General features: G+C 67.2%; 17 protein-coding genes. 9 read left to right on the top strand and 8 right to left on the bottom strand.

The window, feature by feature from the left end; all coding sequences use genetic code 11:
* The 3 genes from WBB14_RS19495 to WBB14_RS19485 all read right to left on the bottom strand — a co-directional run.
* Nucleotides 1-455 (bottom strand): amino acid ABC transporter ATP-binding protein (locus WBB14_RS19495; RefSeq protein WP_424241292.1); only part of this gene is annotated, 455 nt, incomplete at its 3' end.
* Nucleotides 452-1,132, bottom strand: coding sequence for an ABC transporter permease subunit (locus WBB14_RS19490; protein ID WP_041656162.1), 681 nt, complete (start codon nt 1,130-1,132; stop codon nt 452-454). The genes WBB14_RS19490 and WBB14_RS19495, both read right to left, overlap by 4 nt.
* Before the next feature lie 84 nt (nt 1,133-1,216).
* The gene (locus tag WBB14_RS19485; RefSeq protein ID WP_424241291.1) at nt 1,217-1,999 is read right to left on the bottom strand and encodes an amino acid ABC transporter substrate-binding protein; all 783 of its coding nucleotides are present in this window, start codon (nt 1,997-1,999) and stop codon (nt 1,217-1,219) included.
* Between the two features lie 193 nt (nt 2,000-2,192).
* Between WBB14_RS19485 and WBB14_RS19480 the strand changes: the two genes are divergently transcribed.
* A complete protein-coding gene (locus WBB14_RS19480; protein WP_424241290.1) occupies nt 2,193-3,278 on the top strand; it encodes a P1 family peptidase in 1,086 nt (361 codons plus the stop codon).
* Nucleotides 3,279-3,363: 85 nt separating this feature from the next.
* Nucleotides 3,364-3,993 carry a PAQR family membrane homeostasis protein TrhA gene (gene trhA / locus WBB14_RS19475; protein WP_424241289.1) on the top strand — a complete coding sequence of 210 codons (630 nt, stop codon included), beginning with the start codon at nt 3,364-3,366 and terminating at the stop codon, nt 3,991-3,993.
* Nucleotides 3,994-4,010: 17 nt separating this feature from the next.
* Here trhA and WBB14_RS19470 read toward each other — a convergent pair whose 3' ends face one another.
* Nucleotides 4,011-4,484 carry an Lrp/AsnC family transcriptional regulator gene (locus WBB14_RS19470; protein ID WP_424241288.1) on the bottom strand — a complete coding sequence of 158 codons (474 nt, stop codon included), beginning with the start codon at nt 4,482-4,484 and terminating at the stop codon, nt 4,011-4,013.
* Nucleotides 4,485-4,622: 138 nt separating this feature from the next.
* Between WBB14_RS19470 and kynU the strand changes: the two genes are divergently transcribed.
* On the top strand, nt 4,623-5,873 hold the full coding sequence (gene kynU / locus WBB14_RS19465) for a kynureninase (RefSeq protein WP_424241287.1): 1,251 nt from the start codon (nt 4,623-4,625) through the stop codon (nt 5,871-5,873).
* Nucleotides 5,874-5,949: 76 nt separating this feature from the next.
* Nucleotides 5,950-7,356: an amino acid permease gene (locus WBB14_RS19460; RefSeq protein ID WP_424241286.1), complete on the top strand. Its 1,407-nt coding sequence runs from the start codon at nt 5,950-5,952 to the stop codon at nt 7,354-7,356.
* An 80-nt stretch (nt 7,357-7,436) separates the two neighbouring features.
* Here the strand turns inward: WBB14_RS19460 and WBB14_RS19455 are convergent, their stop codons facing one another.
* The 4 genes from WBB14_RS19455 to WBB14_RS19440 all read right to left on the bottom strand — a co-directional run bounded on the left by WBB14_RS19455 (nt 7,437) and on the right by WBB14_RS19440 (nt 10,247).
* Nucleotides 7,437-7,850 carry a VOC family protein gene (locus WBB14_RS19455; protein ID WP_424241285.1) on the bottom strand — a complete coding sequence of 138 codons (414 nt, stop codon included), beginning with the start codon at nt 7,848-7,850 and terminating at the stop codon, nt 7,437-7,439.
* 69 nt (nt 7,851-7,919) lie between these two features.
* A complete protein-coding gene (locus WBB14_RS19450; protein ID WP_424241284.1) occupies nt 7,920-8,609 on the bottom strand; it encodes a helix-turn-helix transcriptional regulator in 690 nt (229 codons plus the stop codon).
* Nucleotides 8,610-8,775: 166 nt separating this feature from the next.
* A complete protein-coding gene (locus tag WBB14_RS19445) occupies nt 8,776-9,636 on the bottom strand; it encodes a hypothetical protein (protein WP_424241283.1) in 861 nt (286 codons plus the stop codon).
* A gap of 143 nt (nt 9,637-9,779) precedes the next feature.
* The gene (locus tag WBB14_RS19440) at nt 9,780-10,247 is read right to left on the bottom strand and encodes a CopD family protein (protein ID WP_424241282.1); all 468 of its coding nucleotides are present in this window, start codon (nt 10,245-10,247) and stop codon (nt 9,780-9,782) included.
* A gap of 136 nt (nt 10,248-10,383) precedes the next feature.
* Here WBB14_RS19440 and WBB14_RS19435 point away from each other — a divergent pair, with 136 nt between their 5' ends.
* From WBB14_RS19435 to WBB14_RS19415, 5 genes are all read left to right on the top strand, one after another.
* The gene (locus WBB14_RS19435; protein WP_424241281.1) at nt 10,384-10,893 is read left to right on the top strand and encodes a sigma-70 family RNA polymerase sigma factor; all 510 of its coding nucleotides are present in this window, start codon (nt 10,384-10,386) and stop codon (nt 10,891-10,893) included.
* Nucleotides 10,872-11,885 carry a FecR domain-containing protein gene (locus tag WBB14_RS19430; RefSeq protein WP_424241280.1) on the top strand — a complete coding sequence of 338 codons (1,014 nt, stop codon included), beginning with the start codon at nt 10,872-10,874 and terminating at the stop codon, nt 11,883-11,885. Before WBB14_RS19435 ends, WBB14_RS19430 begins: the two co-directional genes overlap by 22 nt.
* Before the next feature lie 175 nt (nt 11,886-12,060).
* The gene (locus WBB14_RS19425; RefSeq protein ID WP_424241279.1) at nt 12,061-14,616 is read left to right on the top strand and encodes a TonB-dependent receptor; all 2,556 of its coding nucleotides are present in this window, start codon (nt 12,061-12,063) and stop codon (nt 14,614-14,616) included.
* 80 nt (nt 14,617-14,696) lie between these two features.
* The gene (locus tag WBB14_RS19420; RefSeq protein WP_424241278.1) at nt 14,697-15,743 is read left to right on the top strand and encodes a hemin-degrading factor; all 1,047 of its coding nucleotides are present in this window, start codon (nt 14,697-14,699) and stop codon (nt 15,741-15,743) included.
* A gap of 18 nt (nt 15,744-15,761) precedes the next feature.
* Nucleotides 15,762-16,194 (top strand): heme/hemin ABC transporter substrate-binding protein (locus WBB14_RS19415; protein WP_424241277.1); only part of this gene is annotated, 433 nt, incomplete at its 3' end.

The following is a 16,194-nucleotide window of genomic DNA, read 5'->3' as shown; positions in this document are numbered from 1 at the left end:
GCCACGCGCTGCTGCTGGCCGCCCGACAGGTTGGCGGGCCAGGCGTCGCGCTTTTCCAGCATGCCGACCTTGCGCAACAGTTCCTCGGCGCGGGCGCGGGCGCGGTCCAGCGGCCACTTCTGTACGGTCAGCAGCCCTTCCATGACGTTGCCGATGACGGTCTGGTGCGGGAACAGCTGGAAGTTCTGGAACACCATGCCGGTCTGCTTGCGCACGCGCTGGACCTGATCGCGCGACAGCTTGCGGCCGGGCTCGAACTGCACCGTTTCCGGTCCGATCTCCAGCGTGCCGCGGTCCGGCACTTCCAGCAGGTTCACGCAGCGCAGCAGGGTGCTTTTGCCGCTGCCGGACGGACCGATCAGGGCGGTGACGCTGCCTTCGGCGATGCTCACGTCCACCTGCTTGAGCACGGGATTGCCGCCGAACGCCTTCTCTATCTTTTCCAGGCGGATCATCGGTTTTTCTCGTTAAAGACCGCATGCTGGCCGAAGCGCCGTTCCAGGCGGACCTGCGCGGCGGACAGGACGGAGCTGAACACCAGGTAGATCAGCGCAGCCTCGGTGTACAGGATCAGCGGTTCATAGGTGACCGCGGCGATGCGTTGCGCGGCCTGGAAGATCTCGGGCACGGTCAGCACCGCCGCCAGCGAGGTGTCCTTGACCAGCGCGATGAAGGAGTTGGACAGGGGCGGCACGGCCACCCGCGCCGCCTGCGGCAGGATGGTCCGGCGCAGCGCCTGCGCGCGCGTCATGCTCAGCGAATAGGCCGCTTCCCACTGGCCCTTGGTAATGGATTCGATGGCGCCGCGTATCACTTCCGAGTTGTAGGCGCCGACGTTGAGGGTGAAGCCGATCAGCGCGGCGGGCAGCGGGTCCAGCACGATGCCGACGCTGGGCAGGCCGTAGAAGATCACGAACAGCTGCACCAGCAGCGGCGTGCCGCGGATCAGCCAGACGTAGAAGCGCACCAGGGCCACCAGCGGCGCGGGACCGAACAGGCGGATCAGCGCCACCACGAAGGCCAGCGCCAGGCCCAGCGCGAACGACATCAGCGTCAAGGGGACCGTGAACATCAGCCCCGCGTGCAGCAGCGGCCAGAACGAGTCCAGCATCAGCTGCACCCAGGCCGGCACCGTCAAGTTGCCGAGTTGCGCCAGCAGCCAGTCGGGCAGGACGGATTGCAGCCAGGGGGGTAGCGTCATGTGCGCTCCGCTCGCTTACTGCGCCGACAGGTCCGTGCCGAAATACTTGACCGAGATGGTCTTGTAGGTGCCGTCCGCCTTGATCTCGGCCAGCGCCTTGTTGATGGCGGCCTGCAGCTCGGGGTTGCCCTTGCGGATCAGCACGCCCGAATTGCTGAATTCGGCGGTCTTGTCGGTGGCGGCGATTTTCACCTTGGCATTGGGCTTCTGCTTCTTGAAGTCCAGGAACGACAGGTTGTCGTTCACGGTGGCTTCGACCCGGCCCGAGGTCAGCAGGTCGATGGCTTCATTGAAGCCCTGCACCGCGATCACTTCCGCGCCATGGCTTTGCGCCAGCTTGCCGAAGTTGCTGGTCAGCGTGTTGGCGGATTTCTTGCCCTTGAGGTCGTCGAAGGACTTGATGCTGGTGTTGTCGTCGCGCACGATCAGCACGGCGGCCGACGAGATGTAGGGATCGGAAAAGTCGTACTTGGCGCGGCGCGCGTCGGTGATGCCGACCTGGTTGATCACCGCGTCGTAGCGCTTGGCGTCCAGGCCGGCGATCAGGCCGTCCCACTTGCCTTCGACGAATTGCGCCTTGACGCCCAGGCGTTCGGCGATGGCGCGGCCGATGTCCACGTCAAACCCGGTAAGCTGCCCGGATGCGTCGTGGAAAGTGAAGGGGGCGTAGGTGCCTTCGGTGCCGATCTTGAACACGCCAGCGGATTTGATCTGGTCCAGTCCGGATTGGGCGTGGGCCGCGGACAAGGCGGCGACCTGGACGAGGCCGGCGACGAACAGCGTACGGAAGAGTTTCATGGCGGTGCTCCACGGATGGCAGATATCTCGGTGGAGAGCATCCGTGCCTGCAATGCCCTCCGGCGTAGCCGCACTCTAACAACGCGTCTATTTTTCCACAAAGCATAAGGAATAGTAAAAATATAGCTGCAAGTCATATGGTGATACCCATGCTCCGGCGCCTGACGACCGGGGTTCATCCAGCAGGACTTCGATGGAGATCGGTGTGGAACAGCAATGGAACAGGCGGGCTTTCATGATGGCGGCCGCAGGCGCGGCGGCGGCCGGCGCAATGCCCGCCCAGGCTGCGGACGGCACGCGGCTGATGCCGGGCAGCGGCAGCATCACGCAGGTGGCGGGGCTGCGGGTGGGTCACTACACCGACACGCGCCGCCCGACGGGCTGTACCGTCATCATCGCCGAAGCTGGCGCGACCGCCGGGGTCGACGTGCGCGGCGCGGCCCCTGGCACACGGGAAACCGACCTGCTCAATCCGGTGAACATGGTGGAAAAGGTGCATGCGGTGGTGCTGGCCGGCGGCAGCGCCTTCGGGCTGGACGCGGCCTCGGGCGTCATGCGCTATCTGGAAGAAAAGAAGATCGGCTTCGACGTGGGCGTGGCGCACGTGCCCATCGTGCCCTCGGCCATCCTGTTCGACCTGGGGGTGGGCGACGCTTCGATCCGGCCGGATGCGGCCGCTGGCTACCAGGCCTGCAAGTCGGCCACGGACGCCGCGCCGCAAGAGGGCAACGTAGGCGCCGGGGCCGGCGCCACGGTGGGCAAGCTGTACGGCCCCAAGCGCGCCATGAAGGGCGGCATCGGCAGCGCCTCGCTGACCGTGGCGGGCGTGACGGTGGGCGCCATCGTCGCGGTCAATGCGGTGGGCGACGTGCTGGACCCGGCCACCGGACGCATCCTGGCCGGCGCGCGCACGGCGGACGGCAAGATGCTGTTGGATACCCGCGCCGCCATCCTGGCGGGCGACCTGCCCAAATCCATGCGGCCGGGCACCGCCACCACCATTGGCGTGGTCGCGACGGACGCCAAGCTCACCAAGGCGCAGGCGCAGAAGATCGCCGGCATGGCGCATGACGGCCTGGCCCGCACCATCAATCCCATCCATACCATGCTGGACGGCGACACTATCTTCGCGCTGGGCACCGGCACCTCCGGCAAACCGGGCAACGTGATGCTGCTGGGCGTGATGGCGGCCGAGGCCATGGCGATCGCGGTGCAGCGCGCCATCCTGTCGGCGCGCGCGCTGGAAGGCTATCCGGCGGCGGTGGACTTCGTCGCCTGACGCCATGCCGCCCTGACCTCGGCTTGTCACACAATCGGGCCATCATGGGTGGCGCCGGCGCGTGGCCGGCGGGCGGAGGGCGTGCATGTACAAGGGCGAACGATTCAACGGCGTGACGCACCTGGCCGGCCTGGCGCTGGCCGTGGCCGCCTCCGGCGCCCTGATCGCCCGCGCCGCCGAGCTCAAGGTGGATACGCGCCAGGTCATCGCCTGCGCCGTGTTCGCCGCGTCGATGATCGCGGTCTATGCCTCGTCGGTGCTGTTCCATTGCACCCGGGGCCGCCGCAAGGCGTTGTGGGCCAAGGCCGACCATTGCGCGATCTACCTGCTGATTGCTGGCACCTACACGCCGCTGGCTTACGGGCCGGTGGAGCACGGCTGGGGCGCGGTCATGGGCGTGGCGATCTGGGCGCTGGCGGCGGTCGGCATCAGCCGCGAGCTGTGGTGGGCGCGCGGGGCCGCGCCGGCCCTGCCGCTGTATCTGGCGATGGGCTGGCTGGGCGTGATGTTTGCCGCGCCGATCGCGGGCGCGCTGTCCGCGGCCGGGCTGGCCTGGCTGCTGGCGGGCGCGGCGGTCTATACCGCCGGCACGCTGTTCTACGTCAACGACCAGCGCTGGCCGCACGCGCACGGCATCTGGCACCTGTTCGTCATGGGCGGCACGGCCTGCCATTTCGTGACGGTTTTCGGCTTCTTGAGGCTGAGCCCGGCCTGAGCGGGGCTTGCATGATCCTAGCGCCAGCTTGCCAGCGGCAGCATGCCGCCGCGGTTCTTCACTTTGCGCATGACGATATGCGAGGAAAGGTTCCGCACCCCCGGGATCTTGCTGAGCTTGTCTTCGACGAACAGTGAGAACGCCTTCAGATTGCGCGTGCTCACCGTCAGGATGTAGTTGGACGCCCCGGTCACGATACTGGCCTCGGTGATCTCGTCATGCAGCGCGATGCCGGCCAGGAATTCCTCGTGCCAGCCGGGGCGCGACTGGTCCAGCGATACGTGGACGATGGCCTCCAGCTCGAAACCCAGCTTTTCGGCATCCAGCACGGCGCGATAGCTGCGGATCAGCCCGCTTTCCTCCAGGGCGCGCACCCGCCGCAGACAGGCCGAGGGCGACAGCGCCACCTGTTCGGCCAGGTCCTGGTTGCTGAGGTGGCCGTTTTCCTGCAGCCGGTACAGAATTCGCTGGTCTATCGCGTCGATTTGCATGATGCAATCAAATTCCAAAAATATGGATTATGTGCAATTCAATGCGGAAACCTAGGGTATTCCGCGCCTGAGTTTGCAATTTATCAGCCCGATCGCGCTGATAGTATGTATCCAGAATATAGCCTCTTGGAGCAGAAAATGAATACCCGCGACGCCTGCGTGAACGCCGACCGCCAGGACCCCCTGGCGCCCCTCAAAGAACGTTTCGAGCTGCCGCCCGGCGTGCTCTACATGGACGGCAATTCCCTGGGCGTGCTGCCCAAGGAGGCCGCCGCCCGCGCCGCCGCCGTGATCGGCCAGGAATGGGGGGCGGGCCTGATCCGCAGCTGGAACACCGCCGGCTGGTTCGAACTGCCCGCCCGCCTGGGCGACAAGCTGGGCCGCCTGCTGGGCGCGCGCGAAGGCGAGCTGGTCGTGACCGACACGACCTCGCTGAACATCTTCAAGGCGCTGGCCGCCGCCCTGCGCATCCAGCAGCACCAGCATCCGGGGCGCCGCGTTATCCTGTCCGAGCGCGACAACTTCCCCACCGATCTCTACATGATCCAGGGCATGATCGACCTGCTGCAGCAGGGCTACGAAATGCGCCTGATCGACGACGACCTGCCGCTGGAAAAGGCGCTGGACGGGTCCGTGGCCGTGATGCTCCTGTCGCACGTGAACTACCGCAGCGGCCAGATGCACGACATGGCCGCCGTGACCGCGCTGGCGCACGAGCGCGGCGCGTTGGCCATCTGGGACCTGGCGCACGCCGCGGGCGCGGTGCCGGTGGACCTGAACGGCGCCAACGCCGACTTCGCCGTGGGCTGCACCTATAAGTACCTGAACGGCGGCCCGGGCTCGCCCGCCTTCATCTGGGTGGCGCCGCGCCACACCAAGGATTTCTGGCAGCCGCTGTCCGGCTGGTGGGGCCACACGCGGCCGTTCGACATGGCCGTGGCCTACGAGCCGGCGGGCGGCGTGCGCCGCTACCTGTGCGGCACCCAGCCCATCGTGTCGCTGTCGCTGGTGGAATGCGGCCTGGACGTGGCGCATGCCGCCGACATGGCCGAGGTGCGCAAGAAATCGTTGGCCTTGGGCGACCTGTTCATCGCGCTGGTGGAAGAGCGCTGCGCCGACCACCCCCTCACGCTGGTGACGCCGCGCAAGCACGCCGACCGCGGCAGCCACGTCAGCTTCCGCCATCCCAACGGCTTCGAGGTGATGCAGGCGCTGATCGCGCGCGGCGTGATCGGCGACTACCGCGAGCCCGAGGTGCTGCGCTTTGGCCTGACGCCGCTGTATTTCGGCTATGCCGACGTGTGGGACGCCGTCGACATCCTGAAGGACGTGCTGGATACGCGTTCCTGGGACAAGCCGGAATTCAAGCATCGCGCCGCCGTGACCTGAGCGCCGCAACGCAGTCGTATTGCGCGGGCCAAACCGGCCCTACATCCACAAGAGAGCGCAGGACCTGGAGGAGACAATGCAACAACAGAAAGGATTCGGCCAGATCGCCGAACGCGAGCAGGGCCTGAAACGGCGGCTGACCTCGGGGCAGATGAGCATGATCGCCATCGGCGGCGCCATCGGCACGGGCTTGTTCCTGGGCAGCAAGTTCGCCATCGGCTTCGCCGGGCCCAGCGTGATCATCAGCTATGCCATCGGCGGCCTGATCACGCTGCTGCTGATGGGTTGCCTGGCGGAAATGACGGTGGCGCATTCCACCTCGGGCTCGTTCGGCGCCTATGCCGAGCACTACGTCGGCCCGCTAGCGGGCTTTCTGGTGCGCTATGCGTACTGGTCCTGCGTGGTGCTGGCGGTGGGCACCGAGGTCACGGCCGTGGCGGAATACATGAAGTTCTGGTTCCCGGGCGTGCCGGGGTGGCAGTGGGTCTGCCTGTTTTCGGCGGTGCTGATCTTCATCAACGCCATGAGCGTCAAGACCTTCGGCACGGTCGAGTACTGGTTCTCCACCATCAAGATCACCGCCATCGTGGCCTTCATCATCCTGGGCGCCTACGTGGTCTGGGGCAATCCGCAGTACGGCACGGCGCTGTACACCTCGCACGGCGGGTTCTTCCCGAACGGCGTCTGGGGCATGTGGATCGCCGTGGTCATCTCGATCTTCAGCTACCTCAGCGTGGAGATGATCGCGGTGGCGGCGGGCGAGGCCGAAGATCCCGAGCGCGCGGTCAAGCAGGCCTTCCGCGCCACCATCGTCCGGCTGGTGGTGTTCTACCTGTTGACGCTGGCGCTGATCCTGGCCATCGTGCCCTGGGACGAGGCCGGCAAGGGCGGCAGTCCCTTCGTCAAGGTGATGCAGGCGCTGGAGATTCCGGGGGCGGCGGGCGTCATCAATTTCATCGTGCTGGTGGCGGCGCTGTCGGCGATGAACAGCCAGCTGTACATCACCACGCGCATGATGTTCAGCCTGTCGCGCGCCGGCCATGCGCCGTCCGCCTTCGGCCGGCTGAGCCGCAACGGCACGCCGCTGAACGCGTTGCTGCTGTCGACCAGCGGCATTGCCATCGCCGCGGTGCTGAACGTGCTGTATCCCGAGACCTCGTTCACGCTGATGATGGCGATTTCGATGTTCGGCGCGCTGTTCACCTGGATGATGATCTTCGTGACCCACTACTGCTTCCGCCGCCGCTGGGCGCGCGAAGGCGGCGGCAAGCTGTCGTTCCGGATGCCGGGCTTTCCGGTGCTGACCCTGCTGGGTGCGGGCGCGATGCTGGCCATTCTGGCCACCACCTACTTCACCAGCGTCTTCAAGATGACACTGGTGTTCGGCGTGCCGTTCCTGCTGGTGCTGGCCGTGCTGTATCAGCTGCTGTTCCGCCGGCGCGGCGAAACCGTGGCGCTGACCCCGCGCGATCAGCGTTCCTGACGCTGCTGCGCGAGGGTGGGCGCAAGCCTGGAATACGGGCCTGAGGCAGGGGCCTCAGGCCCGTATTCCATACAAGCACGTCAAGCGCTGGCCATGGCGGGCGCGGCCGGCTCCGCGGCCTGCTCCTGCGGCGCCGGCGCGAACACGCGCAGCCGGTGGCCGTCGGGGTCCAGCGCCACGAAGGTGCGGCCGAAATCCATGTCGGTGGGCGCCTGCAGGATGGGCAGGCCGCGCAGGCTCCAGTCCAGGTGGCGGCGGTCCAGCGCCTGCGCATCGGGTACGGTGAACGCCAGTTCGGTCGCGCCGCCGCGGCCGGCGGCGGCCGGTTCCACGGTGTAGCGCGACCACAGGCCCAGCATCAGGCCGGAATCCAGCCTGAACAGCGCGAAGGTGGGGGAGCTTTCGACGGGCGGGCGCTGCAGCAGGGCGCTGTAGAAGGCGGCGCTGGCGGCGGGCTTTTCGACGTAGAAAATGACGAAATTGGTGTCTGACATGATGCGCTCCGGGTGGTAGACGCGCTCATCTTAGACAGGGGTGCTGTCAGTTTTTGGCAGTAGCCTGTATCAGCATTTCTTGGGCGCATGTTCGATCGCGCGCCACTCCTTGAGCAGGGCATGCCGACGCTTTGGATAGCGCGGGCCGGGCGTCAGCGTGGCGATGCGGTCGGTGCGGAAATGGCGGAAATCCTGGCGCAGTTCGCACCAGGCCATGACGATGCGCACGCTGTCGAAGAACCCCAGCGCAAACGGCCAGATCACCCGCGCGGAATCGGCGCCCTTGTCGTCACGGTAGGTGATGTCGATCTTCTGTTCGCAGCGTATGGCGTGGCGGATCAGTGATAAGTCCACCCGGTCTATCACCCGCATCGAGCTGGGGCCGACCAGCAGCGGTATCGCATCCAGCCCGTCGCGCAACTCCGCCGGCAGCACCGCGCCGATCTTGGCCAGCGCGTTGCTCGCGGCCTGCGCCAAGCGCGGGTCGGCGCGGTCCGCCACCCAGCGGGTGCCCAGCACCAGCGCCTCGATCTCCTCGGTGCTGAACATCAGCGGCGGCAGCATGAAGCCGGGCCGCAGCACGTAGCCCACGCCTGGCTCGCCCTCGATCTCGGCGCCCTGCGCTTGCAGGGTGGCGATGTCGCGGTACAGCGTGCGTATGCTGACGCCGAGGTCGGCGGCCAGCTGGCGGCCGCTGACGGGGCGGCGATGGCAGCGCAAGGTCTGCATCAGGCCCAGGAGGCGTTCGGTGCGGGACATGGGTTGGGCGGAGATGGCGGATCCATAATGCTGCCATGAAATGGCAGCATCGGGGGCCGCAACGATCAGCGGATCGCGCTTGCAGGCCGCCCGCCGCCCCTTGGGACGTTGGAACTCCATTGCGGGAACGGCGAGCCCGGCAGGCCGTTCCCGTCGCCAGCGCTGCCTAGGAGCCGGCCTTCTTGCCGGTCGCCACGTCGATGGCCGAGCCGTCTTCCAGGCTGACGCGGTAGATCTCGCGCACCACGTTGCCGGCGAAGCCGATTTCGACGATGGACACGTCCTTGAAGGTGGTGTTGATGCCGTCGGGCAGCACGGCGTTGAACTTGTCGGACTCCTGCTTCATGGCATCCTGCAGGCGCGTGTCGTACAAGGCCATGCTGTAGACCAGGGTGGTGTGCGGGTTGTGTGCGCGCACTTCCTTGCTGTCCTGCATGATGTTCACGCCGCTCACGCCCAGGGTCTTGACCAGATCCTTTCCGGCATCGCCCATCTTGGCGTAGACGGGGCCGGTGACGCGCGGCAGCGGACCGTCGCGCAGGGGCGCCAGGGCGGCGGTGGCGACGGTGTTGTAGCGCATCATGTCCTCGAAGCCCTGGCCGCTCTTGACCACGCCCAGGTCCAGCCACCACGGGTGGCCCGCGCCTTTGGCGGCTTCGGTCGGATAGAAGTTCTTCAGCGTGACCTGCAGCGGAGCCGGCGGCTTGGGCAGGGCCTTCAACATGCGGGCGGGCGTTTCGGGGTCGGCGCTGTGGATGTGCACCACCGTCACGTGCGGCATGTTGGGCGTTTCGGCCTCGGTCTTCAGGCCGAGCTTGAGCAGGTCGGCCTTCAGCGTGGCGTTGATCTTGGCGTCCAGGATGGCGTTGACGTCCTGGGGCAGGCGGTAGACCACGCCGTAGGTGGCCTTGTGTTCGCGGAATTCCGGCTTGTCCAGGGCGCTGTTGTCGATGGGAGCCGCGGCATGCGCGGCCGAGGCGGAGGCGAACAGGCCGAGGGCGGCCAGTTGGAAGACACGCTTGATCATGGAGATTCCTTTTGTTTGTGTAGGCCCGCGAGAGTCATCCGCAGTGTGGCCAGCGCGGATGTACTGCGTATTGCACCAAGCAAAAGAATTCCGATACCAGCCTGCACATGCCCGATAGCTGGCGGGCGCCGGCTGATATCCGCCTACCCCAGAAAGACGATGGCCACGATGGCGATGCCCAGCGGCAGGTTGATCCCCACCCAGCGGCGGATGCCGCCCATGGCCTTGCCGCCCTGGGGCCAGTCGGATGCGGCCACCGCCGCCCGCAGCTGCGGGTAGAGCACGAAGCGGATGTAGGCGTAGATGGCCGTCATGACCAGGCCGCCGGAGGCCATGAGGGTCCAGCTGCGCGGCATGAAGAAGGCGCCGCCGGTCTGCGCGGCCTGGCTGGCTTCCTGGCCGATCATCACCGCGCCGGTCGCCAGGATCAGCAGGACGGCCGCCAGCACGGCGTTCAGGAACGGGCCCAGCACCGACGCCATCAGCCGCAGCCGGACCGGCGGTTCCAACTGCGCGGCCGCCGGCCGCAGGAAACAGTGCGCGAACAGCATGCCCCCGACCCAGAGGATCACGGCCATCAGGTGGATGAATTTGAGCGCGGCGTAGAGCATGGGGCAGGCCTGTAGGGATGAATCCGTCCCCATCATATCTCCGTCAAGCGCGGCGCGCGGACTTGACCGGAATCATGGTTTTGCATTTAGAATGAGATTGATTTCTATTTGTAGTTGAAAGTTCAGGGAGCCATCCGTGCCGAATCCCGCGGTCGCCGCCGGCGACAACGTCCATCTGTTGTACCGCGCTCATCATGGCTGGTTGCACGGCTGGCTGCGCGCCAAGCTGGGCAACAGCTTCGATGCGGCCGACTTGGCGCAGGACACCTTTGTGCGGGTGCTGCGCCACCGTCACGAACTGGACGCCCTGCGCGAGCCGCGCGCCTATCTGACCACCATCGCCAAGCGCCTGCTGCTCAACCACCACCGGCGGCGCTCGGTGGAGCAGGCCTATCTGGAAGCCCTGGCCCTGATGCCAGAGGCCCTGGCGCCCTCGGCCGAGCAGCGCTTGATCATTCTGGAGACGCTGCAGGAAATCGACGAGATGCTGACGGGCCTGTCCCTGCCGGCCCGCCAGGCATTCCTGATGGCGCAGCTGGAAGGCCTGAGCCATGGCGAGATCGCCGCAAGGCTCAACGTGTCGTTGCGCACCGTCCACCGCTACATCGCCAAGGGATTCGAGCAATGCATCATGGCATCGATCTGAGCGCGCCGGCCGAGGCAGCGCCCGAGCTGCCCGCCGTCGAACGCAGCGTGGCGCGCGAGGCTGCGCGCTGGCTTCTGCGGCTGAGCTCGGGCCGCGCCACCGATGCCGACCAGCAGGCCTGTGCACTGTGGCGCGCCAGCAAGGCCGAGCACGAGCATGCCTGGCAGCGCGCGCAGCGCGTGAACGAGCGCTTTGGCCTGATCCCGGCGGCGCTGGGCATGGCGACCTTGAACCGCCCCGAACTCAAAAGCCGCCGCGCCGCGCTCAAGACGCTGGTGGCGCTGGTGGTGGCCGGTCCCGTCGGCTGGGCGGCGTGGCGCGCCGATCCACTGGACTGGACCGCCGACTATCGCAGCGCGCCTGGCGAACGGCGCGAAGTGGCGCTGGCAGACGGGTCCACGCTGCTTCTGAACACGGCCAGCGCAGTCGACGTGATGTTCAGTTCCACGGTCCGTCTGCTGCGCCTGCGTTCCGGCGAGATCGCCGTGCATGCGGTGGCCGACACGGCGCCGCAGCCGCGGCCATTCGTGGTGCGTACGAGCCTGGGCGATATCGAGGCGCAGGCCTCGCGCTTCTGCGTGCGCCAGGAAGGCGGGCTGTGCCGAGTCAGCGTGCAGGAAGGGCGGGTCCGCGTCAGCAGCGCCGCGCATCCGCGCAACCTGGTCAGCCTGGCGGCCGGCGAACAGGGCAGCCTGACGGAGCAGGGCATGTCGCCGCCGTCTCCCGCCGATCCGCACGCCAGCGACTGGCAGCGCGGGGTGCTGTACGCCAACCGCATGCGCCTGGACGCCTTCGCCGCGGAACTGGGCCGCTATCGCCCCGGCATCCTGCGCTGCGATTCCGAGGCCGCGGACCTGCGCATTTCGGGCGCATTCCAGTTGCGCGACACCGATGCCGTGCTGGCGGCCCTGCCTTCCACCTTGCCGGTGCGGGTGCGCTACCGCACGCCGTACTGGGTGACGATCACCTCGCGCGTGACTACCGAAGCCTGAATCCGCGCTGTTACAAAAAACCGGAGGGCCAGCTGTCCGATTCGGATTTCACGAGGGTCATGGTCTGTAGAGGCAAACGAATGCCGACACCGTTTGGATCGAAAGGACGACCATGGCTTATCTACCCGCCGGCCGCGCAAGCGGCTCCCGACCCGCCCGAGGCCTGCAATGCCGCATGACCCGCGTCGCTGCCGCCGTGCATGCCGCGCTGGCGCTGGCCGCCATGTCCGCCGCCTTGCTGCCCGCAAGCGGCGCATGGGCCCAGCCTGCGCAGCAGACGCAGGCGCGCGGCTATCGCATTCCCGCAGGCGCCCTGGCCGAGGCGCTGCCGCGCTTTGCCGACAGCGCGGGCGTGACCGTGCTGTTCGATGCGGCGCTGGTGGGGCAACGCCGCACGGCAGGGCTGGACGGAGTCTATTCCGTGAATGAAGGCTTTGCGCGCTTGCTGGCGGGCAGCGGCCTGGGCGTGCAGGAGCGCAGCGCCCGGGTCTACGTGCTGCAGGCGGCGACGGCCGCGGACGTCACGCAGTTGGCGCCGGTCCAGGTGGACGGCGAGGGCGCGCCGATCACGCCGGCCTGGCAAACCAGTACCGACCGCAAGCGCCTGGACGAGTTGCAGGTCAGGAACTGGACCGACTTCGGCAGGCGCGCCGAACCCGGCGTGAGCTTCAACCGGGCAAACAGCAGCATCAACATCCGCGGCCTGGACCAGGATCGCGTGTTGACGCGCGTGGACGGCATCCGCCTGCCCTGGCTGGACGATGGCGCGCGCGGCCTGAAGGGCGGCCTGGAGGCGGTGGACTTCAACAGCCTGTCGCGGCTGGACATCGTGCGCGGCGCCGACGCCAGCAGCGGCGGTTCCGGCGCGATTTCCGGCATTGCCGACCTGTATACGCTGCAGCCTTCGGATCTGCTGACCGACGGCAAGACTTTCGGCGCGCTGGCCAAGACCGACTACGACACGGCCGACAGCAGCTGGGGCGCCAACGCCGCCTTGGCGGGCCAGATCCACAGCAACACGTTCTGGCTGGTGCAGGCCGGCGTGCGCAACGGCCACGCACTGGACAACCGCGCCGACGTGGGCGGCTACGGATCCAAGCGCAGCGAGCCCAGCCCGGAAGACTACGATCAGCGCAGCTTCCTGCTGAAGTTGCAGCAGCGCGTGGAAGGCGGCCACCGCTTCGGCCTGACGGGCGAATACTTCAAGCGCAACGCCGACATCGACAACATGTTCGAGCAGGGCGCGGGCACCAGCTATCTCTACGGCGAGAACAGCACGCGCAAGGAAACCGAACGCCAGCGCGTGTCCTTCGATTATTCGTACAAGGCGCCCGGCGAAGGCAGCCTGATCGACACCGCCACCGCGGTCGTCTATTGGCAACGCTTGCAGCTGGACAGCTCGCTGAGCGGTGTGCGCAGCGTCGATTCCCGCGCCTATGCCAGGCCCGGCGATCCCTACTACTACGGCTATCCCAGCGGCCCCTATGGCCGCAGCAATTCCATTCGCCAGACCATGTTCGGCGCCAATGCCGAAGTCACGAAACGCCTGACAGGCTCGACCGTATCGCAGCTCTGGACCGCGGGTGCGGAGTGGTACGGCAACAAGACCGAGCAATATTCCGGCGGCTACGACAATTGCCCCATGATCCCGCCGGGCACGCGGGCGCCCATGGGCCCGCGCCTCTGCGACATGCTGCACACCAACCAGGCCGACGTGCCGCAGTCCAAGGGCAATCAATGGGCCCTGTGGGTGCAGGACGAATTCAGCTTCGCCGACGGCCGCTACACCATCATGCCGGCGCTGCGCTACGACCACTACGAACAGAAGCCGCAGTCCACGCCCGCCTATGAAAGCAATCCCAACGCCAGCGCATTGCCGCCGACCAACAGCGGCAGCCGTTTCTCGCCCAAGCTGCTGGCCACCTGGAAGGCCGCGGACGAACTCAGCCTCTACGCCCAGTACGCCTACGGCTTCAAGGCACCCAGCCCGACCCAGCTCTACACCAACTATGGCGGCCCGGGCACCTACCTGCGCGTGGGCAATCCCTATCTGAAGCCCGAAACGAGCAAGGGCTGGGAACTGGGCGCCAAGATCGGTTCCGATTCCCTGGGCGGCGCGGTATCGTTGTTCGACAACCGCTACCAGAATTTCATCGACGGCAACGTGCCGTTGAACGCATCGTCGCCGCAGTGGCAACCGGGCTGGGCCGGCCAGTACCCCCTGGGCGTGACCGGCAACGTCAACCGCGCCAAGGTGCGCATCTATGGCGCCGAAGCCAGCGCGCACTGGAAGTTCTCGCCGGGTTGGCGCACCTGGGGTTCGCTGGCGTGGGCCGTGGGCAAGGACGAAGGGACGGGGCAGTACCTGAACTCGGTGGCGCCCCTGAAGGCGGTGCTGGGCCTGGGCTACGGCCGCGACGTTTGGGGCGTGGATGCGATGTTGACCACCGCCCTGCAGCGCAACAAGGTCGAGTACCCCGAGGGTACGGCCACGGCGCCCAATGCCGATTTCCAGGCGCCGGGTTACGGCGTGGTGGACCTGATGGGCTATTGGCGTCCGGCCGCGGTCAAGGGCCTGCAGGTGCAGGCCGGCGTTTTCAACCTGTTCGACAAGAAGTATTGGGAGGCCATCAATGTGCCGACCGCCGGCGCCATCGCCATTCCGCGCCCGGTCGATTGGTACACGGAACCGGGACGCAGCCTGCGCGTCTCACTGACATACCAGTATTGATCCAGACCCGCCGCCGGTCCGGTCGACACTGGAGCGGCGGCGGTCTACGCAAACCTTAGCAACGGCCGGAGGGCCTCACCATGAGCAATACCGATTTCACGTCCCGCGCCCAGGAACTGCGCGCCCGCAACGAGGCGCTGGCGGCCTCGCAACCCAAGCTGCGCGCCCGCAACCTGGCGCAGGCGCTGGGCGTGTCCGAAGCCGAATGGTTGGCGGCGGAATGCGGCGGCCTCAAGGCCACGGCCCTGCACGGCACGCCCCAGGAGATCTTCCGCGAACTGGGCACGCTGGGACCGGTCATGGCGCTGACGCGCAACGACTGGTGTGTGCACGAGCGCCACGGCGTGTATGAGGGCATCCAGGCCGAAGGTCCGGTAGGCCTGGTGCTGGGGCCGGACATCGACCTGCGCGTGTTCTTCACGGCCTGGAAGTCGGCCTGGGCGGTCGAGCAGGACGGCCGCCACAGCCTGCAGTTCTTCGACGGCGCGGGCGTGGCGGTGCACAAGGTCTACCGTACCGAGGCCACCGATGCCGCCGCCTACGATGCGCTGATCGCCAAGTTCGCGGGCGAGGCGCAATGGCCCGAAACCCAGTCCTATGCTCCCGCCGCCGACGCTGACCGGGTCGAAGACAGCGCGCAATGGCGCGAGGCCTGGCTGGGCATGCAGGACACGCACGAATTCTTCCCCTTGCTGCGCAAGTTCAAGGTGTCGCGCCTGGCCGCGCTGGTGGCCGCCGGCGAGGATCTGGCGCAGCAGGTGCCGGCCGACGCCGTCGAGCGCATGCTGGAATCCGCGGCGCAGTCCGGACTGTCCATCATGTGCTTCGTGGGCAACCGCGGCATGATCCAGATCCATACCGGCCCGGTGCAGCAGTTGCGCCGCACCGGCCCTTGGTACAACGTGCTGGACCCGAAGTTCAACCTGCATCTGGACACTACCGCCATCGCCTCGGCCTGGGTGGTGAACAAGCCGACCTCGGACGGCTGGGTGACGTCGCTGGAGCTGTATTCGACCACCGGCGACCTGATCGCGCAGTTCTTCGGCGAACGCAAGCCGGGCAAGCCGGAGCTGGCCGACTGGCGCGAGCTGATGATCAGCCTGTGCAGCGTGCCCCTGGCGGCCTGATTCCATAAGGACGTAGCGATGAAAAAATGGCTGGCAGTGGCGGCAGGCTGGGCCTTTGCGCTCAGCGTGCACGCGGCGCCGCCCGCCCGGGTGGTGACCCTGGGCGGCAGCGTGACCGAAATCGTGTATCAGCTGGGGCAGGGCGACAAGCTGGTGGGAGACGATCTTTCCAGCCTCTATCCCGAGGCCGCGACCAAGCTGCCGCGCGTCGGCTACTACCGGGCCGTGCCGGTGGAAGGCGTGCTGTCGCTCAAGCCTGATCTGGTGCTGGCGTCCGAGCAGGCTGGGCCGCCGGATGCGCTCAAGCGCCTGGCGGACGTCGGCTTGCGGGTCGTCACCGTGTCGGACGCGCCGTCGGTGGACTCGCTCAAGTCGCGCATCCGCGGCATTGCCGGCGCGCTGGGCGTGGCGCCCGCGGGCGAACGCATGGTGGAAGAGGTCACGCGCGAAC

The organism is Achromobacter sp. (assembly GCF_049647645.1).
Classification (GTDB): Bacteria; Pseudomonadota; Gammaproteobacteria; order Burkholderiales; family Burkholderiaceae_B; genus Achromobacter.
The sequence above is the reverse complement of the archived record's forward strand: the minus strand, read 5'-3'. Positions and strand labels throughout refer to the sequence as shown.

What these genes read in the sequence shown, in the direction of transcription:
- WBB14_RS19440 (WP_424241282.1), bottom strand. Translation starts at nt 10,247, where the DNA reads ATGCTCTACGCCGCGCTCAAATTCATCCACCTGATGGCCGTGATCCTC.
- WBB14_RS19470 (WP_424241288.1), bottom strand. Translation starts at nt 4,484, where the DNA reads ATGCAAATCGACGCGATAGACCAGCGAATTCTGTACCGGCTGCAGGAA.
- WBB14_RS19420 (WP_424241278.1), top strand. Translation starts at nt 14,697, where the DNA reads ATGAGCAATACCGATTTCACGTCCCGCGCCCAGGAACTGCGCGCCCGC.
- WBB14_RS19450 (WP_424241284.1), bottom strand. Translation starts at nt 8,609, where the DNA reads ATGTCCCGCACCGAACGCCTCCTGGGCCTGATGCAGACCTTGCGCTGC.
- WBB14_RS19460 (WP_424241286.1), top strand. Translation starts at nt 5,950, where the DNA reads ATGCAACAACAGAAAGGATTCGGCCAGATCGCCGAACGCGAGCAGGGC.
- WBB14_RS19445 (WP_424241283.1), bottom strand. Translation starts at nt 9,636, where the DNA reads ATGATCAAGCGTGTCTTCCAACTGGCCGCCCTCGGCCTGTTCGCCTCC.
- WBB14_RS19485 (WP_424241291.1), bottom strand. Translation starts at nt 1,999, where the DNA reads ATGAAACTCTTCCGTACGCTGTTCGTCGCCGGCCTCGTCCAGGTCGCC.
- WBB14_RS19480 (WP_424241290.1), top strand. Translation starts at nt 2,193, where the DNA reads ATGGAGATCGGTGTGGAACAGCAATGGAACAGGCGGGCTTTCATGATG.
- WBB14_RS19455 (WP_424241285.1), bottom strand. Translation starts at nt 7,850, where the DNA reads ATGTCAGACACCAATTTCGTCATTTTCTACGTCGAAAAGCCCGCCGCC.
- trhA (WP_424241289.1), top strand. Translation starts at nt 3,364, where the DNA reads ATGTACAAGGGCGAACGATTCAACGGCGTGACGCACCTGGCCGGCCTG.
- kynU (WP_424241287.1), top strand. Translation starts at nt 4,623, where the DNA reads ATGAATACCCGCGACGCCTGCGTGAACGCCGACCGCCAGGACCCCCTG.
- WBB14_RS19425 (WP_424241279.1), top strand. Translation starts at nt 12,061, where the DNA reads ATGACCCGCGTCGCTGCCGCCGTGCATGCCGCGCTGGCGCTGGCCGCC.
- WBB14_RS19430 (WP_424241280.1), top strand. Translation starts at nt 10,872, where the DNA reads ATGCATCATGGCATCGATCTGAGCGCGCCGGCCGAGGCAGCGCCCGAG.